General features: G+C 68.4%; 20 protein-coding genes. 6 read left to right on the forward strand and 14 right to left on the reverse strand.

The genetic code is table 11. From position 1 onward, the window contains the following. Nucleotides 1-35 precede the first annotated feature (35 nt). Nucleotides 36-1,076 (forward strand): ABC transporter substrate-binding protein, encoded by a 1,041-nt coding sequence (locus BMW87_RS29080; protein WP_093080943.1) that lies wholly within the window; start codon nt 36-38, stop codon nt 1,074-1,076. Nucleotides 1,077-1,185: 109 nt separating this feature from the next. On the opposite strand, the gene BMW87_RS29085 is transcribed toward BMW87_RS29080, so the two are convergent. From BMW87_RS29085 to BMW87_RS29115, 7 genes are all read right to left on the reverse strand, one after another. After that, nucleotides 1,186-1,719: a DUF3761 domain-containing protein gene (locus tag BMW87_RS29085; protein WP_256216965.1), complete on the reverse strand. Its 534-nt coding sequence runs from the start codon at nt 1,717-1,719 to the stop codon at nt 1,186-1,188. A gap of 93 nt (nt 1,720-1,812) precedes the next feature. Next, complete coding sequence (locus BMW87_RS29090) at nt 1,813-2,475, reverse strand: hypothetical protein (RefSeq protein WP_256216966.1); 663 nt, start codon at nt 2,473-2,475, stop codon at nt 1,813-1,815. Beyond that, a complete protein-coding gene (locus tag BMW87_RS29095) occupies nt 2,472-3,284 on the reverse strand; it encodes a COG1470 family protein (RefSeq protein ID WP_093080946.1) in 813 nt (270 codons plus the stop codon). The genes BMW87_RS29090 and BMW87_RS29095 overlap by 4 nt, the downstream gene beginning before the upstream one ends. Beyond that, complete coding sequence (locus BMW87_RS29100) at nt 3,281-3,775, reverse strand: hypothetical protein (protein ID WP_093080948.1); 495 nt, start codon at nt 3,773-3,775, stop codon at nt 3,281-3,283. Before BMW87_RS29100 ends, BMW87_RS29095 begins: the two co-directional genes overlap by 4 nt. Next, a complete protein-coding gene (locus BMW87_RS29105) occupies nt 3,772-4,416 on the reverse strand; it encodes a hypothetical protein (RefSeq protein ID WP_093080950.1) in 645 nt (214 codons plus the stop codon). Before BMW87_RS29105 ends, BMW87_RS29100 begins: the two co-directional genes overlap by 4 nt. Then, complete coding sequence (locus BMW87_RS29110) at nt 4,416-5,021, reverse strand: hypothetical protein (protein ID WP_093080952.1); 606 nt, start codon at nt 5,019-5,021, stop codon at nt 4,416-4,418. Before BMW87_RS29110 ends, BMW87_RS29105 begins: the two co-directional genes overlap by 1 nt. 57 nt (nt 5,022-5,078) lie before the next feature. Beyond that, on the reverse strand, nt 5,079-7,346 hold the full coding sequence (locus BMW87_RS29115; protein ID WP_093080955.1) for an SdrD B-like domain-containing protein: 2,268 nt from the start codon (nt 7,344-7,346) through the stop codon (nt 5,079-5,081). A 283-nt stretch (nt 7,347-7,629) separates the two neighbouring features. Between BMW87_RS29115 and htpG the strand changes: the two genes are divergently transcribed. The 4 genes from htpG to BMW87_RS29135 all read left to right on the forward strand — a co-directional run bounded on the left by htpG (nt 7,630) and on the right by BMW87_RS29135 (nt 13,186). Beyond that, nucleotides 7,630-9,666, forward strand: coding sequence for a molecular chaperone HtpG (gene htpG / locus BMW87_RS29120; RefSeq protein WP_093081078.1), 2,037 nt, complete (start codon nt 7,630-7,632; stop codon nt 9,664-9,666). Further along, complete coding sequence (locus BMW87_RS29125; protein ID WP_093080957.1) at nt 9,663-10,331, forward strand: hypothetical protein; 669 nt, start codon at nt 9,663-9,665, stop codon at nt 10,329-10,331. The genes htpG and BMW87_RS29125 overlap by 4 nt, the downstream gene beginning before the upstream one ends. Nucleotides 10,332-10,405: 74 nt before the next feature. After that, a complete protein-coding gene (locus BMW87_RS29130; RefSeq protein ID WP_093080960.1) occupies nt 10,406-11,392 on the forward strand; it encodes a Bug family tripartite tricarboxylate transporter substrate binding protein in 987 nt (328 codons plus the stop codon). Nucleotides 11,393-11,530: 138 nt separating this feature from the next. Further along, nucleotides 11,531-13,186, forward strand: coding sequence for a hypothetical protein (locus tag BMW87_RS29135; RefSeq protein WP_093080962.1), 1,656 nt, complete (start codon nt 11,531-11,533; stop codon nt 13,184-13,186). Here the strand turns inward: BMW87_RS29135 and BMW87_RS29140 are convergent. From BMW87_RS29140 to BMW87_RS29155, 4 genes are read right to left on the reverse strand one after another with little or no spacing between them, the layout of a single operon-like run. Further along, entirely contained in the window at nt 13,176-14,294 is a 1,119-nt protein-coding gene (locus BMW87_RS29140; RefSeq protein WP_093080965.1) for a glycosyltransferase family protein, read from the reverse strand. The two genes, BMW87_RS29135 and BMW87_RS29140, sit on opposite strands and share 11 nt — an antisense overlap. Before the next feature lie 3 nt (nt 14,295-14,297). Next, nucleotides 14,298-15,071, reverse strand: coding sequence for a ferritin family protein (locus BMW87_RS29145; RefSeq protein WP_093080967.1), 774 nt, complete (start codon nt 15,069-15,071; stop codon nt 14,298-14,300). Beyond that, complete coding sequence (locus tag BMW87_RS29150) at nt 15,061-16,074, reverse strand: hypothetical protein (RefSeq protein WP_093080970.1); 1,014 nt, start codon at nt 16,072-16,074, stop codon at nt 15,061-15,063. Before BMW87_RS29150 ends, BMW87_RS29145 begins: the two co-directional genes overlap by 11 nt. Nucleotides 16,075-16,123: 49 nt before the next feature. Further along, nucleotides 16,124-17,149 carry a glycosyltransferase family 2 protein gene (locus tag BMW87_RS29155; protein ID WP_093080972.1) on the reverse strand — a complete coding sequence of 342 codons (1,026 nt, stop codon included), beginning with the start codon at nt 17,147-17,149 and terminating at the stop codon, nt 16,124-16,126. Between the two features lie 96 nt (nt 17,150-17,245). On the opposite strand from BMW87_RS29155, the gene BMW87_RS29160 reads away from it, so the two are divergent. Beyond that, nucleotides 17,246-18,589 carry a UDP-glucose dehydrogenase family protein gene (locus BMW87_RS29160; protein WP_093081081.1) on the forward strand — a complete coding sequence of 448 codons (1,344 nt, stop codon included), beginning with the start codon at nt 17,246-17,248 and terminating at the stop codon, nt 18,587-18,589. On the opposite strand, the gene BMW87_RS29165 is transcribed toward BMW87_RS29160, so the two are convergent. The 3 genes from BMW87_RS29165 to BMW87_RS29175 all read right to left on the reverse strand — a co-directional run bounded on the left by BMW87_RS29165 (nt 18,575) and on the right by BMW87_RS29175 (nt 22,537). Then, on the reverse strand, nt 18,575-19,717 hold the full coding sequence (locus BMW87_RS29165) for a CaiB/BaiF CoA transferase family protein (protein ID WP_093080975.1): 1,143 nt from the start codon (nt 19,715-19,717) through the stop codon (nt 18,575-18,577). The two genes, BMW87_RS29160 and BMW87_RS29165, sit on opposite strands and share 15 nt — an antisense overlap. A gap of 111 nt (nt 19,718-19,828) precedes the next feature. Further along, entirely contained in the window at nt 19,829-20,806 is a 978-nt protein-coding gene (locus BMW87_RS29170; RefSeq protein WP_093080977.1) for a Bug family tripartite tricarboxylate transporter substrate binding protein, read from the reverse strand. A 36-nt stretch (nt 20,807-20,842) separates the two neighbouring features. After that, complete coding sequence (locus tag BMW87_RS29175; RefSeq protein WP_093081083.1) at nt 20,843-22,537, reverse strand: acyl-CoA dehydrogenase family protein; 1,695 nt, start codon at nt 22,535-22,537, stop codon at nt 20,843-20,845. Nucleotides 22,538-22,569 lie beyond the last annotated feature (32 nt).

Consider the following 22,569-nt stretch of genomic DNA (forward strand, 5'->3'; position numbering starts at 1 on the left):
CTGCGCGTTCAAACAACGAACGAGGAGATCCGCGCATGCATCCTTTTGCCGTCCGACACATCGCCACCGCCGCATGCATTGCCACGGCGGCCCTGCTGGGGGTGTCGAACACCGCGGCGCAGGGCACCGTCAACGCGCTGTGCAGCACCGACGCGGGCTGGTGCGAGGCGGCGGCCACCGCCTTCACGCGCGAAACCGGCATCAAGGTGCAGCAGGCCCACAAGGGCACAGGTGAAATCGGCGCGCAGCTGCGCGCGGAAGCCGCCAACCCCAAGACCGACATCTGGTGGGGTGGCACCGGCGACCCGTTCCTGCAGGCCGCCGAGCAGGGCCTGCTCGAACCCTACCGCCCGGCCTACATCAACGACCTGCACGACTGGGCGGTGCGCCAGTACGCGCTGTCGCAGAACATGGTGGGCGGCTTCTACACCAGTGCCATCGGCTTCGGCTTCAACACCGACCTGCTCAAGAAAAAGAAGCTGCACGAGCCCAGGTGCTGGGCCGACCTGATCAAACCCGAATACAGGGGCGAGATCGAGATCTCGCACCCGGCATCCAGCGGCACGGCCTACACCATCATCGCGGGCCTGGTGCAGCAGATGGGTGAAGAAGCGGCCTTCGAGTACCTGAAGAAGCTGCACCGCAACGTCACCAGCTACACCCGCAGCGGCCAGGCCCAGGCGCCCAACGTGGCCAAGGGCGAGGTGGCCATCGGCGTGAGCTTCATCTTCGGCTTCGAGCGCTGGCGCTACGACAAATTTCCCGTGAAGACGGCCGCGCCCTGCGAAGGCACGGGCTACGAGATCGGCGGCATCGCCCTCGTGAAAGGCGCGCGCAACAAGGAGAACGCCAGGCGCTACTACGACTGGCTCATGAGCCCCGCGGGCCAGGCCATCGGCGGGCAGTCGGGCAGCCTGCAGTCGCCGGCCAACAAGACCTTCAAACCCGACCCGCGCATCCCGTCGATGGCCGACGTGAAGCTCATCAAGTACGACTTCGAGAAGTATGGCAAGGCAGCCGAGCGCAAGCGCCTGATCGACCGCTGGACGCGAGAAGTGGAGTCACAGCCGAAGTAGGGCTCGCCCCCAGGCTTCGCGCACTTCGTGTCGCTGCGCCAACCCCCTACCGGGGGCAACACCAGCGGCCCGGCAAAGCCGGTTCCGCGGTGTTTCTGGAAGGAGCCCTTCAGGACGTGCAGGTCTTGTTGTGAGACGCGTGCATGCCCTTGGCCTTGGCATCGGCCTCCGTCAGGTACTCGCCCTTCTTGGTCTTGCCGTAGTAGCGGTCGCCCATGCAGTGATAGACCTTGGTCTCGTCGTTCGCCCACACCTTGCCTGCGCCGCCACCGGGCGCGGCCGCCATCTTCGTGAGGTCGGGCGAGCCCGGCGTCCTGGTGGCCGTGCCGGTGCTCGGTGCCACGCCGGTCTTGTCGACCTTCGCCGACTGGGTCTCGACCGCGGGTGCGGGCGCAGCCGCTGCGGCCGGCGCAGTTGTCGCCGCAGCACCGGCAGCAGCCGGCGCGGCCTTGCCGAACCAGGTCTTGATGCCCTTGTGACCGCGGCAGGCACCGGACTTGGTGTCGGGCGATGCGTAGCTGCCGTCCTTGCATTGCACGGTGGTGCCGGCGGGCGCATCGGCCGGAACCTGTGCCTGCGCGCCGAGCGAGGCGAGCCCGAGGAAGGCTGCGACGCACAGCATGCGGGATTTCTTGTTGTTCATGCAAAGCTCCTGGAGGGGTGAAGGAAAAGATCCACCGCGCAGCTTTGGCGAGCGATCCCAGCGCCAGCTGACTTGCACGCCGGAAAGAGCCAATCAGGGCGAACTGGCCGTGAAGGTGACTTGTCCGGTGTAGGTGCCGGCGGTGCGGCTGGCCAGGTTTGCGTACGAGAAGGTCCAGGTCGCGGTGCGCTGGGTGACGAGGTTGGCGAAGCTGGTGCCCACGACATTGACCGTGGTGCCCGTGCCCGAGTTGGGAATCGGCGGCGCGGGCAGGTTGCTGTCGCTGCTGGCGATCGTGATCTCCGACAGCGGGATCGTGTTTGCCCCGCTCGTGAGCGGCGCGGTCGCGGCTGCCCGCAGCGTGACCTGCCCCGCATTGCTGCGCACCTCGACCGGCAGCGCGTTGCCGCTCGGCGTGACGCTGAAGGTCGGCGCCGCGCCGCTCCAGTTCACGGGCGTGTTGTTGCCCGCGACCGGCGTGGTGGGCCCGCCCGGGATCGACGGCGTCAGCACGAAGCTCACCGTGCTCGTGGTGCCGCCCGGCGTGGGCCACGCGCCGTCGCCGATGCGAAAGAAGATGAACTTGTCGATGGCGATCGTGAAGTCGAGGTTCACCAACCCGGTGGTCAGCGGCACCGAGGCGCTCGGGCCGACGGTGCTCGATGCGGCGTGCGTAGCCCCCATCGGCGCCATGCCGACGGCCGTGGCGAGCAGGCCCGAGAACGTGCCTGCCAGGGGGCCTATACGGTGCGTCACTTGAGCTCCATGTCCACCTTGAAGCTGCCCTTGTCCCAGTCCAGCGTACCGCTGGCCTTGACCGGGTAGGCGGGCTGCGGCGCGGGCTGGCCGCTCTCGCCCTTGGGCACCAGTGCCAGCGTGCGTGTCTGGCCCGGCAGGATGGGGGTGCCTTCGGGCACCAGTTCGAACGCGCGGCCCTTGCTGTCGGTGGCGTCCAGGCTGCCTTCGAGCCGGCCGTGCGCGTCGCCCGTGTTGCTCACGGTCACCAGCGTGCGGCGTGCGCCGTTTGTTTCTCCGCTGGCAATCTGCTTGATTTCGAGCTTGGGCTCGGCGCCGTTGAGCATGACGTACACCGCCACCGCGATGCGGCCCGTGACCGGCAGGCTCAGGCTGGCGCCGCCGCTCTGGATGATGGTCTGCTGCGCCGGCTCCGTGCCCTCGATGGCGATCATGAAGCGGCACTCGCCGCGCGGCGCGTCGGCCGGCGGATCGACCTGGAAGCGGAACGCCTTCTTGCTGCGCGCCGGCACCGAAACGCTGCGCCGCTCCAGCACCACCCACGGCCTGCAGCTGCCGGGCAGCAGCTCGTCGTGGTAGCCGATGTTGCCTTCGGCCGAATAGCTCCAGTCGATGGTGCGCATCGTCACCTCGGTGGCGGTCGGCGCCAGGTTGTGGATGTCGAGCGACTGCCCCAGGCGCGCGCCGGCCTTGCCCGAGAGTTCGAAGCGCGACGGCGTGACGGCCAGCTCGAAGGGCGCGGCTGTTGCTGCGCCGGCCGCTGCCAGCAGCAGGAGGACGAGAGAAGAGGGAGAGAGAAAAACGTTCATGGCAGGGTTTCGATTTCGAAGAACGACTCGAAGCTCAGCGCCGAGCCCGAAGGCATGCGCAGCTCGCGGGGGTCGACGCGCAGCGTCAACTCGAAGGTCTCGTTCATCCAGGGCGCCTGGACCACGCCGTTCCACACCTGCACCCGGTCGCCGGGCCGGCCGCTGCCGCTTGCGAAGGCGCCGTTGCCACGCCATTGCACCTGCATTCCGGCCGGCGAGCGCAGGCCCGCGACCATCGACGGAATCACATAGAAGATGCGCGCGCGCCGGCCCACGTGGGGGGCAGTGGCCAGCCGGTACTCGATGCGCCCGAGGGGCAGCACGACCATGTTGCCGTCCATCCCCTGGGCGTTGCTGAAATCGCTGCGCACCTGTGCGCGCGGGGAGGCCGAATCGTCGAGCCGGGCGACCGCCGCCCATGCGGGGGCGAGCGCTGCACCGCAGAGCAGCAGTGCAGCGGCTGGCCATCGGTGAAAGCGCAGGGAGGTCATTCCATCGAGGCCGTGAAGCGCACGGTGCCCTTGTAGTTGCCGCCTGGGTACACCACGTCGTTGTCGTAGGAGAACTGCAGCCGCGTGGCAGTCACGTTGCGCGACAGGTAGGTCCAGGTGCCGACGCCCAGGACGCAGGGCAGGCCGAGCAGGCCGACGCAGAAGGTGGCGTTCGCGTCGTAGCTCGCGATCGACTGGTTGGCGGCGGCGGTGAAGCGGCCGTTCTGGATGTCGCCAGAGGCGGCGTTGCTGTTGTTCGTGGCCACCCAGCTGATCTTGCTGAAGGGAATGGTCGTGGCGCCGCAGCCGCCCGACTGGCAGGTCAGCGCGATGGAGGAATCGACGCGCAGCGTCACCGGCCGCGCCACCGTGGTGTTGGCTATGGGGCGCACCGGCATCACCCAGACGTCGATGGTCGGTGTGCCGGTCACGGCCGTGGGGGTCAGCCCGGCGTTGGCGCCGGTCACGCTGAAGGCCACCGTGTCGATGGTCGCGCCGGGCGATCCCACGCGCAGGGTCAGGCCGTAGCTGCTGCCCGTGTCGGTCACCGTGGTGATGACGGCGTGGGCGGGCGGGGCGAGGCTCGCCGCCGCCACGAGCGCCGTCGTGGCGATCGCCTGGCATCGGCGGCTGCGCGTCATCAGATGCCCTGGGCTGTGTACGTGATGGTGTTCGTGTACGTGTTCGCAGCCCAGCCGGCGGGCGTGCCACCCAGCGAGTAGGCCCAGGTGCCGGTGGCGACCGCGTTCGAGGGGAACGAGGTCGAGGCGCAGGCGCCGAGGTTGGCGCCCGGGTGCGGCAGCGTGCCCGTCGCGGTGACGGTGAAGTCCGCGTTCGTCGGGCCGCCCGTGAGGGGCGCCCAGGCGCCCATGGCGCAGTTGATGGTGCCGGCGCCGGCGTTGGTCCAGGCGTACACGGTGAGCGTGCTCGCGGCGGACGTGGTCGTGACGGTGGGCGCCGCGCCGTTCCAGTCCACGTTGGTGTTGTTGCCCACCACTGGCGTAGTGGGCACGCCCGGAATGCTGAGGGCTGAAGTCCAGGTCACTGTGTCGACCGTGGTGTTGGTCGAACCGACGCGCAGCAGGATCAGCTTGGGCACCGTCACGCTCAGGTTCACCTTGGCCTGCGCCGTGATCGTGCCCGTGCCGGAGCCGTACTGGCTCTCGGCCATGGCGGGTGCTCCGGCAAGGGCGAGGCCTGTGAGCGAGGCGGCCAGCGCGAGGCGGGCAATGGGTTTTCGGGTCATGAAGTCTCCTTGGGGTTGTGTATGCGGGGAAAAAAATCGAAAGGTCGGTGTCGTGGTTCATTCGCCCACCTTGACCACGGGAATCGCGGCAGTGGCCTGGCCACGCAACGGCACGTTTACGCTCGTCCCCGTGTCGCCGGTCGCGCCCCAGGGCAACGGCACGCTTTCGAGCGTGAGCGTCAGTTGATGCCGGCCGGTGGTTACCAGCGGAAATTCGAAGCGGCCGTCGCGATCGGTGATGGCGCGGTAGCGGCCGTCGAGCAGCACCTCGACGCCGGCCACGCCGCCTTCGCCTGACTGCTGCTCGCCGTCGCGGTTGGCGTCATAGAACACGCGGCCCGACACGCTGCCGCCGCCCGCACCCTCGCCGCGCATGCCCGCCGCCCGGTAGGCCGTGCCCGCGCTGCCCTCCCAGCGCAGGTAGACGTAGGCGGTCTTCTCATTGCTGCGATAGAGATTGGGTGCGGAATAAGAGGTCGGCAGCAGCGATGCGCGCGCCTGGTTGAAGTTGGCCATGAAGCCCACGCGCCAGCCCGCGCCCAGCTCCTTCTCGGCCATGAGCGAGCCCGACAGGCCGCGGCTGGTGTAGAGGCCGCCGCTTTGCGAGGTGTAGCGCAGGTTGCCGCCGACGTTGAAGCCGCTGTCGATCCAGTAGCGGAATTGCAGGCCCGCCGTCGGGTAGCTGCGGGTGGTGCCGCCGCTGCTGTCGCGCGCATGGCCGAGGGTGGTGGTGAGCTCGGGGCGCATCGTCTCGTAGCGCCCGCCGATCCAGTCCTGCTCCCACTGCACTTCCTGGCCGGTGGCGGCGCTGTCGCCGAGCACGATCAGCTCGTTGCGCCGCACCGTCAGCGTGAAGCGGCTGCGCGGCCAGTCGAAGAAGCGGGTCTGGTAGAAGGCGCTGCCGTAGAGGCTGCGCCCGTCGCCGCTACCGGCGGAGCTTGTGGTGCTGCCGTCTTTCAGCCCGTCGTAGCGCGTGCGGTACGCGCTCAGGCTGCCGCCGACGGAGTTGTAGCGGTCGAACAGGTATTGGAAGTTGCCGCTCGCGCCGAAGCGCCGGTAGCCCGAGAGATGGAAGCTGGTGTCCGGCGCCGCGCGCTCGTAGTCCAGGCCGGCGCCCCAGCTCATGCGGCTGGTGTTGCGGTCCACGCGCCAGTACGCGCCGCGCGTGCCGGTCGCCAGCGCGTAGTCGCCGAAGTACAGGTTGGGCCGCGCGGTGTAGATGCCGAATTCATGGCGGTACAGGCCGGTGCGCGCGCTCGCCTCGATGAAGAGGCCCTGCGAGTTGCCGGTCGCCACACCCGGCGTGGGCGAGTTGACGCGGCTGCCGACCAGTGTGGCGCGCGCCTTGAAGTCGCCGTCGCGCACCACCTCGCGGCCGTAGCCGATCGACGTTGCCCAGCTCGTGACGTCCTTGCGGCCGATCCCCATCGCCGTGATGGGGTCGATGTAATAGGCCGGAATGTCGCGCGCCTGGTCGAGCTGGAACGAGGCGAACCATGGATCGCCCAGGCGCAGCGTGGCCCCGAGCCAGCCGAGCGTGCCCTGGCTCTTCTCGAAGCCGGGGTACGGCCCGCCAGTGAGGTTGCCGCGCTGGCCGATGCCGGCGCGCACGTCGAGATCCGTGCTGAAGATGCGCGTCGAAGCGCCGCGCACCGTGGACGAGCCCAGCGTGAGCCTGTAGTTGCGCGCCAGGCCATCGGTGACTTCGCTGTAGATGTCGCCCACGGCGGTGTCGGTGAAGGTCTGCGTGGTCAGCGGAAAGCCGAGGTTGCGCAGCGTGAAGCGGCCGCTGGTTGCCTCGCGCGCATAGCCCAGCGAGCCGATGCCGATGCCGCTCGCGCTGTTGTCGCCACCCAGGTGGCGGCCGTCGGCCTGCAGAACGAACTCGCCGTAGTTGAGGGTTTCGCGCCGGTACTCGAAACGCTGGCCGAACTCGGTCGCGCGCTGGCGGCCGTAGCCGGTGGTCGTGGCGTCGCCGAAGCCGATGCGGCTTTCCACCAGCCAGGCGCGATAACCCTGCGGCTGCTCGGCTTCGGGCGTTGCGTCGGCTGCCGCGGTATCGGCATCGAGAGTCTCGAAGCGGTCTTCGTAGGCCTTGGGCGCGGAGTCGACGAGCGCCTTCAGCCGCGCCTGCTCCGCCTGTGCACGGTCGAGGGTCTCGATGCGTGCGTCAGCCACGGCCTGGGGTTTCTGGGGCTCGGCCTGCGCCTGCGCGCAGGACAGCCATGCCAGGGCGGTCGTGCATTCGAGCCACACGAGCACGCCCCTCGGATGCCACAGGGCTCCGACGGGACCAGGTACGGTCCACGGCGTTGTTCGAATCATCTGGCGACATCCCTGTTTTGTCTCCCGGGTGTTGCGGCCCTGTTCCGGATCAACGCAGGATATTTCAGAAGTGTTGACGACCGTTAATATTTCGTGACCCGGAAGGCTTCCCCGGGCGAGAACGTTGGTCTTACGCCTTCAGGGGTGCGCAAAATGGAGCCTTTCGACCCCATTTGCCTCTTGATGAGGTCGAAAGACCACCCATTTGAAGAAGTTGGCACAGCGTCACCGCATGGACGCCGTGCCCGGCATAGAATTTTTTGGCTTCGATATTTCTCTTTCCATGGCTGATTCCTCCAAAACCAAACTCCCCTTCCAGGCTGAAGTCGCGCAACTGCTGCACCTCGTCACGCATGCGCTGTATTCGAACAAGGAAATCTTCCTGCGCGAGCTGATCTCGAACGCGTCGGACGCGTGCGACAAGCTGCGCTTCGAGGCGCTCGACCACCCCGAGCTGTATGAAGACCAGCCAGAGCTCGACGTGCGCCTGAGCTTCGACAAGGCCGCGCGCACCATCACCATCACCGACAAGGGCATCGGCCTGTCGCGCCAGGAGGCCATCGACAACCTCGGCACCATCGCCAAGAGCGGCACAAAAGACTTCATGAGCAAGCTCAGCGGCGATCAGAAAGCCGACGCTCAGCTCATCGGCCAGTTCGGCGTGGGCTTCTACTCGGGCTTCATCGTGGCCGACAAGATCACCGTCGAATCGCGCCGCGCGGGCCTGCCCGCCGACCAGGGCGTGCGCTGGGCCAGCGGCGGCGCCGGCGACTTCGAGGTGGCCGACATCACGCGCGCAGAGCGCGGCACCAGCATCACGCTGCACCTGCGCGACGACGCTGACGAATACCTCAACGCCTGGAAGATCAAGCAGATCGTCGGCAAGTACTCCGACCACATCTCCCTGCCCATCCTGATGGAAAAGGAAGAGTGGAAGGACGGCGAGAACGACCAGCCCGGCGACATGGTGAAGACCGGCGAGTGGGAAACCGTCAACAAGGCCAACGCCCTGTGGAGCCGCCCCAAGAAGGACATCACCACCGATCAGTACGAAGAGTTCTACAAGAGCATCAGCCACGACTATGAGGCCCCGCTCGCCTGGAGCCACAACCGCGTGGAAGGCAGCACCGAGTACACGCAGCTGCTGTACATCCCGGCCAAGGCCCCGTTCGACCTGTGGAACCGCGACAAGAGCGCGGGCGTGAAGCTCTACGTGAAGCGCGTCTTCATCATGGACGATGCCGAGGCGCTGATGCCCAGCTACCTGCGCTTCGTCAAGGGCGTGATCGACTCCGCCGACCTGCCGCTGAACGTGAGCCGCGAGCTGCTGCAGGAAAGCCGCGACGTGAAGGCGATCCGCGAAGGCAGCACCAAGCGCGTGCTCGGCATGCTGGAAGACCTGGCGAAGAAGCAGAAGACCGCGCCCGAGAGCGGCGAAGGCAAGATCGACGTGGGCTCGGGCGAATCGGTGCCTGCACCCGATCCGACCGAAGGCGTGACCGATGTCGTCGACAAGAACACGCCCACTGCGGCCGAAACTGCTGCCGCGGCTGCCGATGAATCCGGCAAGTACGCCAAGTTCTACGCCGAGTTCGGCGCGGTGCTGAAAGAAGGCCTGGGCGAAGACATGGGCAACCGTGACCGCATCGCCAAGCTGCTGCGCTACGCCTCCACCACCACCGATGCGGTGAGCGTGAGCTTCGCGGACTACAAGGCCCGCATGAAGGAAGGCCAGGACGCGATCTACTACATCACGGCCGACACGCTCGCCGCCGCCAAGAACAGCCCGCAGCTCGAAGTCTTCAAGAAGAAGGGCATCGAGGTGCTGCTCATGACCGACCGTGTCGACGAGTGGGCGCTGAACTATCTGAGCGAGTTCGACGGCACCCCGCTGCAGAGCGTGGCCAAGGGCGCGGTCGATCTCGGCAAGCTGCAGGACGAGTCCGAGAAGAAGGCCGCCGAGGAAGCTGCCGAGTCGTTCAAGCCCATGCTCGAGAAGCTCAAGGAAGCGCTCAAGGACAAGGCCGAAGACGTGCGCGTGACCACCCGCCTGGTCGATTCGCCCGCCTGCCTCGTGGTGCAGGACGGCGGCATGAGCACGCAGCTCGCGCGCATGCTCAAGCAGGCCGGCCAGCCCGCGCCCGAACTGAAGCCGGTGCTCGAAGTGAACGCCGAGCATCCGCTGGTGAAGAAGCTCGAGGGCTCGTCGCATTTCGACGATCTCGCGAACATCCTGTTCGACCAGGCGCTGCTCGCCGAAGGCGGGCTGCCGGCCGACCCGGCCGCCTACGTGAGGCGCGTCAACGCGCTGCTGGTGTGAACGACCGGCCGCGCGTCCCTCGTGCAGCAGCCGTCGTTCCGGCGGCGCTGCTGTTGCTTCTGACGGGCGGCTGTTCTCACTATCACGTCGGCATTCCGCTGGTGCCCGGGCTCTCGCTGGGGCTGGGCGCCACCAAGGACGGCAATTTCTCGGTGGGGCTCAACACCGGCTTCGGTCCGCTCGGTGCGGGCGTGGCCGTGAACAACGGCGGGCAGGTGTCGGGCTCGGCCGGCGTGGGTGTCGGCGTAGGGCCGGTGGCCACGGGGGTCAGCAAGGGCGCTGTGCTTTATGACCCCAAGGCCGCGCCTGCGGCTCCCGCTGCTGTGGCGGTCGCTCCGCCCGCTGCACCTGTGGCACCTGTAGCACCCGTGGCTTCGGCGCCGACCCCTGCGGGAACGCCGGCGACGGTTGTCCCCGTGCGCTATTCGACACCTGCCGATCCGTTCACGCCCATCGCCACTCCTGCTGCTGCGGCCCAGGCACCTGCTGCCTCCTCGGTGGCACGCACCGCGGCACCGGCCCGGCCGCCCCTCGTCAAGATCACGCGTCCGCCCCCGGAGCCTCCGGCGCCCGCCGTGAACATCAAGTACCGCACCCCGGCCGTGGCTGCCGCTGCGGCCTCGGCCCGCGAAACCGGCACGCCCGGAAACCCCGTCGCGCCCTGATCGACGCGCCTTTCACACGAACACGCGACCCGGCCTAACATCGCGGCTGGTATCTCCTCCGGAGACAGTCGTCCATGACCCGTCGACCGCTGCTGCTGCACTTCTTGTCCATAGCCGCCCTCGCGGCCACGGGACTGCCCCGCGCAGCGAAGGCGCAGGCCGCATACCCCGCCAGGCCCATCCGCTGGATCGTGCCGTACCCCGCAGGGGCCGGCGCCGACATCGTCGCGCGAACCATCGGCACGCAGCTCGCCATCGACGCAGGCCAGCCGGTGATCATCGAGAACCGCGCAGGCGGCAACACCGCGCTCGGCGCCATCGAGGCCGCGCGCGCCCCGGCCGACGGCTACACGCTGCTGTCGGCCGACAACGGCACGCTGGTGTTCAACCCCGCGCTGTATCGCAACCTCAGCTACAACCCCTCGCGCGACTTCGCGCCCGTCACCCTGCTGGGCCGGCTGCCGATGGTGCTGCTGGTAGGCCCTTCCAGCGGCGTGAGGGACGCGCGCGCCTTCATCGACGATGCGCGCGCCTTTCCCGGCAAGGTCAGCTTTGCCTCGGCCGGCACCGGCAGTCCGCAGCACCTGGCGATGGAACTGCTCGAACGCGAGGCAGGGCTGGAGATGGTGCACGTGCCCTACCGCGGCGCCGCGCCCGCGCTGGCCGACGTGGCGGGCGGCCAGTTGCCGGTGCTGATGTGCGACCTGGCCGCGTCGCGCCGCTTCATCCAGGGGGGCAAGCTGCGCGCGCTGGCGGTGGCGCACCCGCAGCGGCTGAAGGAACTGCCCAACGTCCCCACCTTTGCCGAGCTAGGCATGCCGCGCGTCGAAGCTGCCGCGTTCATGGGCCTGGTGGTGCCCGCCAACACCCCGGGCGAGATCGTGATGCGGCTGCAGCAGTCGGTGGCCAGCGCCATCCACAACCCCGCCGTGCTGCGCAAGCTTGCCGAGTTCGGTGTCGAGCCGGTGGGCGATGCGCCTTCGCAGTTCGCGGCGCTGCTGCAGGGCGAGTCGGCGCGCTGGCATCCGCTGATCCGCGATCTCAATCTCTCGCTCGACTGAGCAGGTCCTTTACGGCAACTTTGCGCATGTGCCGAGCCTTCCTCACTTTGAACTAAGAGTCGCTGCCTAGATTGGCGCATCGCACAGAAAAGGTCGGCGAGGCGGGTTGCAAGGGGCAGGCCGGTCCTCCCGAGACCCATGACCACGAGCCGGTTCCACCACGTCATTTTTGCGGACGACTTCTTCCGCTCTCCAGCCAACGGGCTGCAGTATCACGCCGCCAACCGGCGCTTCCTCCGGGGCTTCTTCGACACCGCGCTGGGCCGCCTGGGCCTGCCGGTGCGCGAGATCACGCCGCTGTCGGAAGGCGGCCGCATCGACGTCGAGCGCCTGATGGACCGGTTGGAGCTGCCCTGCACCCCAGCCGGCTGGGCGCGCGCCTGCATCGCCAACCTGTTGCCGCTGGCCGGGCGCGAGGGCCTGCCGATGTTCGACCCCGGCTGCCTCGTGATCGGCTGGGGCCTCACGCCCGCGCTGCAGCAGTGCATAGACCGCAGCGGCGCGAGCTACCTGGACATCGAGATCGATCCGCGCCGCTTCACCGAGCATCTGCACTTCTGCGCGCGCACCAATGACCCCGTGATCGAAGCCGCGCTGCTGTCGCGTCGCGTGGACGAAGAGCTGTTCTGGAACCACGCGAGCGCGCTCAAGGGCCGCTTCGCGCGCCACGGCGCGGCCTCGCTGTTCGATCCGCGGCTGCGCGTAGGCCTGTTCTTCGGCCAGAGCCTGGTCGACCTGTCGCTGGTCAGTGGTGGACGCACCATGCACCCTGCCAGCGTGATCGCACCGCTGCGCGAGCTGGCGAACAGCGTCGACTTGCTGGTCATCAAGCCGCACCCTTATGAGAATGCGTTGCACGACCTGGCGCCCATTGCGCGCGCCATTCCCAATGTGGCGTGGACAAAGGAGAACACGTACGCGCTGCTGTCGGCTGCCAATGTGCATTTCGCATCCAGCCTGTCGTCGAGTGTGCTGACCGAGGCGCGCTACTTTCGCAAGCCCGCGCACGCGCTGATCCGCGCCGACCGCAATGGGGCCGGGTTGCTGCCCGAGACCTGCTCTGACTGGATCCCCGTGGGCGCCGCGTTGGGCGCGATGGATTTCATGGCCGCGGCCTGCGGCGCCGACGACAACAACAATGCCAAGCCGAGCCTCACGGCCTGGCCCGCAGCGGCGATCGACCGCGCCTTCCTCACGCGCTGGGGCCTCGACGACCAGACACAAGGCCTGCCCGAAGTGGCCGAGCTGCAGATGGGCCGTTCCTACCTGTTCCATCCCGGCAGCCCCGCGATGAGCTGGCTCAGTCACGGCTGGGCGGGCTTCGACGGCGATGGCGCGCGCAGCGAGGGCGAACTGGCCTGCCTCGTCATTCCCTTGCCTTCGCTGGCGCAGTCACCTGTGCTGTCGCACCAGCGGCCGTACCGGCTCGAGGTGAGCATCGACTACCGCAGCAACGCCAAGGCCACCAGCGTGCTCGCCATATTCGACGGCACGGTGCTGCCGGGTCAGCGCGGCACCGGCGCACGGCGGCGCAGTCTGGTGTTCGAGATCGAACCGACGGCGGGACGCAAGTGCCTGGTGCTGCAGTTCGTCGTGGCCGCCGGCACGGGGCGCCGCATGGCCCAACCGGCTTTCACCATCAGGAAGCTGCAGGTGTCGCTGCGCATGGGCCGGGGAGTGATCTCCGCGCCGCCGAAGACAACAGCGAAGCCGTGGTCCGAGATGCATCCGGTGCGTGCGATGACGCGGGTATTTCGCGCGTTGATCGATACGGCGCGTGGGGTTATCGGGTAGCTGTCGAGGAAAGGCCGTACAGCAGCGTAGTCCAGTGCCGGAGCCGTTCGATGGCCCCCTGTCGCCCCGCAGTGGCATCCGCCACGCTAGCCGGCAGTGCAAGCAATTCGCCGGCCGCGGCGGCAACTGCCCGTGCAAACTTCGGCGCATCGCCGCGCCACACCACCACACGGTGCGCCAGACCAAGCTGTGCCGCGCGCCCCGCGTTGATCGCCTGCTCCGGCTGGTCGGTCAGCAGCAGCAGGATCGGTTTGCGGTAGACCGCCGCGATAGACAGCGCCGCCATGCCCGGTGCCGAAACGATGAACGCGCTGTGCGCTGCCGCCTCTATCCAGTGCTCGTCGCGCGCATGCCAATGCGGCCGATGGGCATAGCCTTCGCCGACGAGATGTGCTGGCACGCCCGCGTCGGCAAGACCCTGTTCGAGGCCGTCGGCCAGTGCCGGCTCCTGGAAATGCGGATTGAGGTACACGGCAGCCGCGCGCTGCGCCGCTTCGCTGTGGTCCACCGCATCGACCACCGCGACCGGCGTGGCCAGCCGGTGGCGGCCGTGGCCGTCGTGCTGCGGCTCGCCATAAGCGAAGTCGTGCTCGATGCGCGCGAGGCTGCGGTCGATCTGCCACGCCACGATGCCGCCGAACAGCTTCGCAATTGCGCCGGGCATCCGTCCCTTGAAATTGGTTTCGAGCGCGCGGCGCAGGCTGGCGCCGTACACGTGCACGACCTTGCGCCGCCAGAACGGCAGCCAGCCCATCAGCAGCAGCGCGGGGTGGAACGAGTCGTTCACCACCAGGTCGGCTTCACGAAAGCGTGCGCGCAGCCGCCACACGTCGCGCAGCATGCGTTCGGGGCGGAACATGTAGTGCGCCACGTTGCGGTCGGTTTCGCGGCGCAGCATGTTCTGCTGCGTGTCGAACTGCACGGCGTAATGGCGCGAGAGCACTGGCGCATCGATGTCGAAGCCGGCGAGAAAGCGCGCGCCTTCGTCCGAGGTGGTGAGCACCTGCACCTGCGCGCCGGCTGCGCGCAGCGCATGGGCCAGCAGCTGCGCACGCATCAGGTGGCCGCGCGCGTCCGCGGTCGCGAGGTAGAGGATGCGCGGCGGCATCGCTCAGGCGTGATGCTGCTGCACCGGCCGCGCTGCGCCGGGGCGCAGCCGCAGCGCCACGCCGGCGATCCACATGCCTAGTGCGCCCGTGACGCCGAAGCCGCGCTCGGTGTCGCGCACCTCGCGCATCAGTTGCGCGAGCCGCGCCTGTTCATGCGGCGCCACGCAGCGCTGCAAGGTGTGGCTGCACAGACGGATGTGGCGGTCTTCATCAATCAGCACGCGCGACAGCAGCGGGTGCAGCGCATGTTGCGGGCCGATCAGCGCGCAATGGCGCTGCAGGATGCGCGAGGCCATCTGCTCGGCCGCAAGGCCAATGGCATAGGCCGGCACCAGCCCGCCGTGCGCAAAGTGCGGGGCATGGCGGCGAATGAGCGCCTGCCAGCGCGCGAGCTTGCGGCGGCTGAACCAGTCGGGCTGCGGCGCCTCTTCGGGTGAAGCTGCCGCCTGCGCGTTGCCGCCGCGCTCGACGATGGCCTGCGCGAACAGCCGCGCATGGTGTTGCTCATCGGCCAGGTGCTGGTCGAGCTGGCGCGCCAGCCACTCGGGCGGGGCAATGCGCAGCTCGCGCTGCAGGGCCTGCTCGGATGATTCCTCGCCCACCAGATAGAAGCGCAGCAACAGCATCTCACCAGCATTGCTCGCATGCAGCTGGCGCAGTGCGGCGCGCTTGACGTGGTGCACGAGGCGGGCCTGCAGGGCCGGCCAGCCGCGCAAGGTGGGCGCAGAGAGGCAGTCGAAGCCGGCTGCGATGTCGTCGGCTGGCTCAGCGGCCATCGGCCTTGGCCTTCGTGGTCTGTGGTGTCTGCTGCTGCCAGCCCAGCACCAGCCCGATGAAGCTGTCCTGCAGGAAGGCGCGCGCGGCGGCATCGGCACCCGCGAATTCGCGTTGCTGGCCGTCGTAGCGCACATAGCCCTTGCCGTTGGCGGCGCCGAGCACGAGCTTCTCGTTCTTGCGGAAGCCGCGCTGCAGCAACGGCTGCAGCAGCGACTGCGATTCGAGCCCGTACAGGAACATGTCGCGCTGCACCACCTGGTGCGGGATCTGGCCGCTCAGCGCCTGCAGCTCCAGCGTCCAGTTGCCCTGCTGCATGGCCTCGGCCAGTTGCATCCCCCTGGCGGCCGGCGCATGAAAGCGCGCGCGCGCTACCGACTTCGAGGCCTTGCTCAGGCCGAGGCCGATGGTGATGTCGGCGTCCCTTGCGCCATTCGTGCGGTTGTCTTCCACCTGCACCAGCACGTTGGCCAGGCGCGCGGTCAGCGAAGGCTTGGCCAGCGCCTCGACGACCTGGTCGGCTGTGAGCAGCACATGGTCGGTGGTCGCCTCGTTCACCACCACGATCTGGTATGGGTCGATGCGGATGTCGCTGAACTCGCCGCCCATGGGCGAGTGGGCGTGGCTGCTCACCGACCATTCGCTGCCCGAACGGCTCACCAGCGCATGAAAGGTCAGCGGCACGCGCTGGCCGCTGCGCGCCCGGCCGGAACCTTGCAACAGCACGTCGCCGACGATGGTTTTCTCGTTGTAGCTGCGCGTGTTGACGAAGCGGATGGTGTGCGCGGCGCTGTCGAGTGCGGCGCGCGTGTCGGGGTCGTCGAGGGCGAGGCGGTTGCAGTCGTTGCCGGGGCCCGCGAGCGCGGCGAAGGGGCAGCCGGCGTCGGACTTGAAGTTGAAGACGCCGCGGCCGACAAAGTCGGCTGCACTCGCCAGCGTGAAGGCGCCGGCGAGCGCGAGGCCGAGCGTCAGCTGGCGAGCGATGAATGAAGAGCGAATTGGCATGTTCTTGTCTTGTTGTTCTTCTGGAAGAGAAGGAAGGCGCGAAAGGCGTTCAGGGCCGGTGATACGAAAGCGCCTGCGCGTCGGCGTTGGTGCTGCCCGTGGTGTGCCACCCGATGCCGCGCGCGAACGCACCCAGCATGTCGACCGCCGAGAAGCCGAGGATCAACGCCACGCCCGCGAGCCAGCGCAGCCCGCGCAGCGGCGGCAGGTCTTGGTGATTGAGCGCCTTCACGCTGAACCCCAGCCGGGTGAACAGCACGGCCAGCGGCCCGATCGGCCCGCTCTTCGCAAGCCACTGCCAGCGCGGCGATACGTAGCTGCGCAGCAGGTGCGGCGTGAGCGAGTACGTGTCCTGCCCGCGCATCCAGCGCAGCTTGAGCGCCTCGGCGCGCGTATCGGGCAGGCGGTGTTCGGTGTGGGCCTGTGCCGCGTAGTGGATCGGCACGCCCGCCGCCTTCAGCCGCATGCCCAGCACCTGGCAGTGCGCGCGGTACACGCCGTCGAGCGCCTGGTAGCTGTGCTGCTCGAACACGTCGCGGCGGAAGGCCACGTTGTTCGCGTAGAAGTTGCTCGTGGCGCCGGCATGGTCCGCGTTGGGGAAATACATGAAGTCGATGGTCGTGAGCGCGGTGCCGACCACGTTGGCCGCGTAGCTGGTGCGGCCAGCCACCACGGCGGGCGCGTCGCTTCGGGTGAACGGCAGCAGCATCTGCAGCAGCCAGTCGTCGTCGGGCAGGCAGTCGGCGTCGGCGAACACCACGTGCGTGCAGCGTTGCGCATCGGTGGCCTCGAAGCCGACGTTCTTGGCGTCGTAGTAGCCGGTAGCGGCGTCGATGCGCACGAAGTCGACCGGGCAGCCTGCGAGCTTGCTCACGGCCTCGCAGGTGGCCGGGCTCAGCCCGTCGTGCGTGACGACCACCTGTGCGAGCGCGGTGAGCGGCAGTTTCTGCTTCGCCAGCAGGGCGACGAGGCGCTGCAGGCTGGTGCCCGCTTTGGCCTCGGCATCGGCTCCGCCGCGCAGGTTGTTGGTCTCCAGGACCAGCGCGCAACGCGCGGCAACTTGATCGGGCATCATCGAATTTTCCTGTCCGGACATTGTTTTGAAGGCTTGCATCCTGCTTTTATCGCACAACCGCGCCCGCCACCAGTGCCGTGCGCCATGGGCTCGCCCATGAAAGTCAGCATCTTCGGCGCCGGCTACGTGGGCCTGAGCTTTGCCGCCTGCCTGGCCGAAGCGGGCCACGAAGTGCTGTGCGCGGACGCGGATTTGGCGCGCATCGAAGGGCTGCAGCGCGGCCTGATGCCCTTGCATGAACCGGACCTGGAGGCGCTGGTGGTCGCTGGCCTGGCCGCCGGAACGCTGCAGTTCACCGCCGACGAGCGCACGGCCTGCCTGCATGGCGACGTGCTCTTCATCGTGGTGAACACGCCGGCCGATGCCGAAGGCTGCGTCGACCTGCGCCATGTGATGGCCGTGGCAGCAGGCATCGGGCGGCACCGTGACCGCGAGGCGGTGGTCGTGTGCAAGTCGACCGCGCCGGTGGGCACTGCCGACCAGGTCGAGGCGGTATTGAGCGGCGAGCTCTCGCAACGCGGCGCGCGGCTTCGCATCGCGGTGGCGGCGAACCCCGAGTTCCTGCGCGAAGGCTCGGCCGTGCGCGACTGCCGGCGGCCCGACCGCGTGGTGATCGGCAGCGAAAACCCGTGGGCCGTCGACCTGCTGACCCGGCTCTACGAACCCTTCATCGAGGACCCGACAAGGCAGTTGCTGGTGATGGACCGCCGCTCGGCCGAGCTCACCAAGTACGCGGCCAACGCCATGCTCGCCACCCGCATCAGCTTCATGAACGAGATGGCCCGCCTGGCCGAGCATGCGGGCGCCGACATCGAGATGGTGCGACGCGGCATCGGTGCCGACCGGCGCATCGGGCCCGACTTTCTGCAAGCGGGCGCGGGCTATGGCGGCTCGTGCCTCGCGAAGGACGTGCGGGCGCTGAGGTACGCGGCCGACCGCGACGGCCATGCGCTTCGCATCCTCTCGGCGGTCGAGGCCACGAACCACGAGCAGAAGGGCCGGCTGTTCGACCTGATGACGCACCACTTCGAAGGCCGCATCGCGGGCAAGACCATCGCCGTGTGGGGCCTGGCCTTCAAGCCAGATACCGACGACATGCGCGATGCGCCGAGCCTCGTGCTGCTGGAGCGGCTGTGGGCCGCCGGTGCGCGCGTGCAGGTATACGACCCGGCGGCAATGCCGAACGCACGCGGCCTCATCGGCGAGCGCGATGACGTGCGCTGGTGCGACACGGCGCAAGAGGCCCTGCAGGGCGCCGATGTGCTGGCACTCGTTACCGAGTGGGCGGAGTTCCGGCGGCCCGATTTCGCGGGCATCGCGAAGGCACTGCGCACGCCGGCGATCTTCGATGGCCGCAATGTCTACGACGCCGCGGAGGTCGAGTCTGCGGGCATCGCGTACTACGGCATCGGCCGCGGCCGATCATCACTGCTCCATTGAGTCGTCCAGCGGCAGGAAGGCATCGCCCGGCGTGAGTGGCGCATGCCGGTAGCTTGCCGGCGTGCGGCTCAGCTTCACCGGCGCGCCGATGCCGCGATATCCGCCGGGCATCTCCACCACCATCTCGCGGTGCAGCGTGTGCGGATGCTGCAACGCGGCATCGACTGGCAGCACTGGCGCGGCGGGCACGCCGGCCGCCATCAGTTGCTCGACCAGCGCGCGGCCATCGAAGGCCGCCATCGCCACCTCGAGTTGCTGCTTGAGTCCGTCGCGATGCACCGAGCGAGCGCCGGCCGTGCGGTAGAGCGGATCGTCCGCCAGATCGGGCAGCCCGATGCAGCGGCACAGGCTGGCGAACTGCCGGTCGTTGCCCACGGCCACGAACACCGGGTCGGTGCCGGTGGCCAGCGCGTCGTACGGATAGATGTTCGGATGCGCATTGCCGGTGCGGCGCGGCTCGGTGCCGTCCATGAACCAGTTGGCCGCATGCGGATGCAGCAGCGACAGGCCGCTGTCGTACAGCGCTGCCTCCACGAACTGCCCACGCCCGCTGCGCTGGCGCTCCTGCAGAGCGAGCAGCACGCCGATGACTGCGTTCAGCCCGGTCACCATGTCGACCACCGGCAGGCCCACGCGCAGCGGACCGCCGTCGGCTTCGCCGTTGATGCTCATGATGCCGGTCATGGCCTGCACGGCGGCGTCATAGCCCGGCAGCGCACCTAGCGGGCCGTCGGCGCCGAAGCCCGACACGCGGCACCACACGAGGCGCGGAAAGCGCTGCGACAGCGTTTCGTAGCCGATGCCCCAGCGTTCCATCGTGCCGGTCTTGAAGTTCTCGATCAGCACGTCGGCTTCGGCCACCAGCGCGAGCAGTGCAGTGCGGCCTTCTTCCGTCGAGAAGTCGAGGTGCTGCACGCGCTTGTTGCGGTTGAGCCCGTGGTAGTACGAGGCCACGCCTTCCCTGAAGGGCGGGCCCCATGTGCGCGTGTCGTCGCCCTGTGGCGGCTCGACCTTGAGCACGTCGGCACCGTGATCGCCGAGGATCTGGCCGCAGTAGGGGCCGCCGAGGATACGGGAGATGTCTAGTACTCGGATGCCTGCCAGGGCGCCTTTTGGGGCTTGTGTCATTTCGGTGCTTTCGGTTGTTCGTTCTTTCGGGGTGCGTGCGAATGACACCGGGTACTCCCCTCCGCGAATGTCTCCCGTCGGTGTGAGCGCGCCCCGGACAACGCAGCTGCATCAATCCAGCTGCGCCCCCGACTTCTTCACCACGTCCTTCCACTTCACAGACTCGCTACCAATGAACTGCCCCAGCTTCTGCGGCGAAGTGTCGGCCGAAGCTTCGAGGCCTTGCGCCGCGAACATCTGCTTCACCTTGGGCGAGTTCAGCACTTCGGCGAAGGCATGGTTGAGCTTGCTCACGCGGTCGGCTGGCGTGCCGGCCGGCGCGACGATGCCGAAGAACACGCTCACGTCGTAGCCCTTGTAGCCCTGCTCTGAAATCGTTGGCACGTCGGGCAGCGCCTGCGAGCGCGCGACGGTGGCCACGCCCAGTGCGCGCAGCTTGCCGGCCTTGACGTAAGGCAGCGCGGTGAGGATGTCGGTGAAGGTCATGCTGACCTGGTTGCCCAGCAGGTCGTTGAGCGCGGGGCCGGTGCCCTTGTAGGGAATGTGCTGCAGATCGGTGCCCGCCACCGAGTTGAAGAGCACGCCCGCGAGGTGCGACGACGCGCCGTTGCCAGACGATGCATAGCTGAGCTTGCCGGGGTTGGCCTTGGCGTAGGCCACGAGCTCCGGCACGGTCTTCACGGGCAGGGCGGGGTTCACCACCAGGATGTTGGGCAGGTAGCCGACCTGGATCACCGGCGCGAAGCTCTTCACCGGGTCGTAGTTGATCTTGCGGTACAGGCTCGCGTTGATGGCCAACGGGCCCGAGGTGCCGAACAGCAGTGTGTGGCCGTCGGCCTCGGCGCGCGCCACGTATTCGGCGCCGATGTTGCCGCCGGCGCCTGCGCGGTTCTCCACGATCATGGGCTGGCCGAGGCGGTCCTTCATCTCGGCGGCCAGCGTGCGGGCCATCGCGTCGGTGGGGCCGCCGGGCGGGAAGGGAACGACCAGCATCAGGGGCTTGGTGGGGAAGGCGTCGGCGGCTTGCGCTGCGGGCATTGCTGTCAGCAGCGTGGCGCAGGCGGCCAGCAGGAAGGGGAAGCGTTTCAAGGGATGTCTCCGTTTTTGTATGAGGGGAAAAGAGGCTCAGGCCGGCACGGGCGCGGATTGAACGGTGGCGGCATTCCAGTCCGCGGGCATGGCATCGGGCGAGAGCGGATCACGCGGCAGCACGCGGTGCAGCAGCACCAATTGCGCCCAGCGCATGCGCGGTGCGGAGCCGCTGTGTGCGGCCTCCCAGGCCATCGCGATGGCGCTGGTGCAGTGATAAAGCGCCGATGCGGCCTGCCGCGCGAGCACGTCGCCGCCTTCACGCGCGGCGGTTTCGGTCAGCGCTGCGGCGCGGTCGAGTGCATCGCGCAAGGCCTTCGCAAAGCCAGGAGCGAGCGCCGCATCTCCCAGCTGCTTCGCGCAGTGCGCGCGCAGCACCGGCAGCGAGCCTTCGCGCTTCACCGCGCGAATCACGTCGAGCGCCACGATGTTGCTCGTGCCTTCCCAGATCGAGCCCAGGTGCGCATCGCGCACGAGGCGCGCGTCGCTCCATTCCTCGATGTAGCCGCAGCCGCCGCGCACTTCCATCGCGTCGCCCGTGACCTTGCGCGCATCGCGGCAGGCGCGGAACTTGATGAGCGGCGTGAGGATGCGCAGCAGCGCATACGCGTCGGGCTCGGCCGCGTCGGAACGCGCGAGCGCCAGGGCCGTCTGGCACACCATCGTGCGCGCCTGCTCGGCCGGCAGGCGCAGCTTGTCGAGCTGGCGCTGCATCAGCGGCATCTGGTCGAGCGTGCGGCCGAAGGCGCGGCGCTCGGATGCGATGAACTCGGCCTCGGCCACCGCACGGCGCATCAGGCCGGCAGCGCGCACGCCGTTCGACAGGCGCGAGTTGTTGACCATGTCCGCCATCTGCACGAAGCCGCGGCCCGCTTCACCCACGAGGTACGCGACCGCGCCTTCGAGGCGGATCTCGCCGCTGGCCATCGAGCGCGTGCCCAGCTTGTCCTTCAGCCGGATGATTCGGTAGTGGTTGAGGCCGCCATCTTCGAGCCGGCGCGGCAGCAGGAACAGCGACACGCCCTTCATGCCGGGCAAGCCGTCGTCGGCGCGTGCCAGCACCATCGCGAAGTCGGCATCGGGGTTGGAGCAGAACCACTTGTCGCCGGCAAGGCGCCAGCTGCCGTCGGCTTCCTGGTGCGCCATCGTGGCGGTGGCGGCAATGTCGGAGCCGGCGGCCTGCTCGGTCATGAACATTGCGCCTTGCGCCAGCTCGTCGAAGTCGAGAGAGGTCAGGCGCGGCAGGTACTTTGCGAGCAGCTCCGGGCTGCCGAACTTCTTCAGCGTGCGCGTGAGGGAGTCGGTCATCGACACCGGGCAGCACAAACCGAACTCGGCCTGCACGAACAGGTAGGTCAGCACGTACTTGACCAGCGGCGGCATCTTGCCCTTCCAGCCCAGCGTGTCGTCGCGATGCGAGATGGCGGCCAGGCCGAATTCGCTGAGCGCGAGGCGTTCCATTTCGACGTACGCGGGGTGCTTCACGACCTTCTGCTCGTCGAGGCCGGTGCGCGTGCGTTGCTTCAGCACGGGCGGGTTGCGGTCGGCGGTGCCGGCCAGCTCGTCGAGCAGGCCGCCCGCGAGGTCGCCCAGGCGCTCGAAGTGCGGCTGCATGTGGCGGCGCAGGTCGTCGGGCAGGTAGAGCGCGAGCAGCGCGTGCAGCTCGGCGTCGGTGGTGAACAGGTTCTGGCCGTGGCGATCGGGGATCGGATGGGCGTGCTCTGCGGACATGCGCTTTGTCTCCATGGTTTCCTTGGTTTGGC

The sequence above is a fragment of the Variovorax sp. OV084 genome (genome assembly GCF_900111625.1).
Classification (GTDB): Bacteria; Pseudomonadota; Gammaproteobacteria; order Burkholderiales; family Burkholderiaceae_C; genus Variovorax.

Coding starts and splice junctions, on each gene's coding strand:
- BMW87_RS29105 (WP_093080950.1), bottom strand. CDS start 4,416: ATGACGCGCAGCCGCCGATGCCAGGCGATCGCCACGACGGCGCTCGTG.
- BMW87_RS29100 (WP_093080948.1), bottom strand. CDS start 3,775: ATGACCTCCCTGCGCTTTCACCGATGGCCAGCCGCTGCACTGCTGCTC.
- BMW87_RS29160 (WP_093081081.1), top strand. CDS start 17,246: ATGAAAGTCAGCATCTTCGGCGCCGGCTACGTGGGCCTGAGCTTTGCC.
- BMW87_RS29155 (WP_093080972.1), bottom strand. CDS start 17,149: ATGATGCCCGATCAAGTTGCCGCGCGTTGCGCGCTGGTCCTGGAGACC.
- BMW87_RS29135 (WP_093080962.1), top strand. CDS start 11,531: ATGACCACGAGCCGGTTCCACCACGTCATTTTTGCGGACGACTTCTTC.
- BMW87_RS29085 (WP_256216965.1), bottom strand. CDS start 1,719: ATGAACAACAAGAAATCCCGCATGCTGTGCGTCGCAGCCTTCCTCGGG.
- BMW87_RS29175 (WP_093081083.1), bottom strand. CDS start 22,537: ATGTCCGCAGAGCACGCCCATCCGATCCCCGATCGCCACGGCCAGAAC.
- BMW87_RS29095 (WP_093080946.1), bottom strand. CDS start 3,284: ATGAACGTTTTTCTCTCTCCCTCTTCTCTCGTCCTCCTGCTGCTGGCA.
- BMW87_RS29165 (WP_093080975.1), bottom strand. CDS start 19,717: ATGACACAAGCCCCAAAAGGCGCCCTGGCAGGCATCCGAGTACTAGAC.
- BMW87_RS29110 (WP_093080952.1), bottom strand. CDS start 5,021: ATGACCCGAAAACCCATTGCCCGCCTCGCGCTGGCCGCCTCGCTCACA.
- BMW87_RS29130 (WP_093080960.1), top strand. CDS start 10,406: ATGACCCGTCGACCGCTGCTGCTGCACTTCTTGTCCATAGCCGCCCTC.
- BMW87_RS29145 (WP_093080967.1), bottom strand. CDS start 15,071: ATGGCCGCTGAGCCAGCCGACGACATCGCAGCCGGCTTCGACTGCCTC.
- BMW87_RS29115 (WP_093080955.1), bottom strand. CDS start 7,346: ATGATTCGAACAACGCCGTGGACCGTACCTGGTCCCGTCGGAGCCCTG.
- BMW87_RS29140 (WP_093080965.1), bottom strand. CDS start 14,294: ATGCCGCCGCGCATCCTCTACCTCGCGACCGCGGACGCGCGCGGCCAC.
- BMW87_RS29150 (WP_093080970.1), bottom strand. CDS start 16,074: ATGCCAATTCGCTCTTCATTCATCGCTCGCCAGCTGACGCTCGGCCTC.
- BMW87_RS29080 (WP_093080943.1), top strand. CDS start 36: ATGCATCCTTTTGCCGTCCGACACATCGCCACCGCCGCATGCATTGCC.
- htpG (WP_093081078.1), top strand. CDS start 7,630: ATGGCTGATTCCTCCAAAACCAAACTCCCCTTCCAGGCTGAAGTCGCG.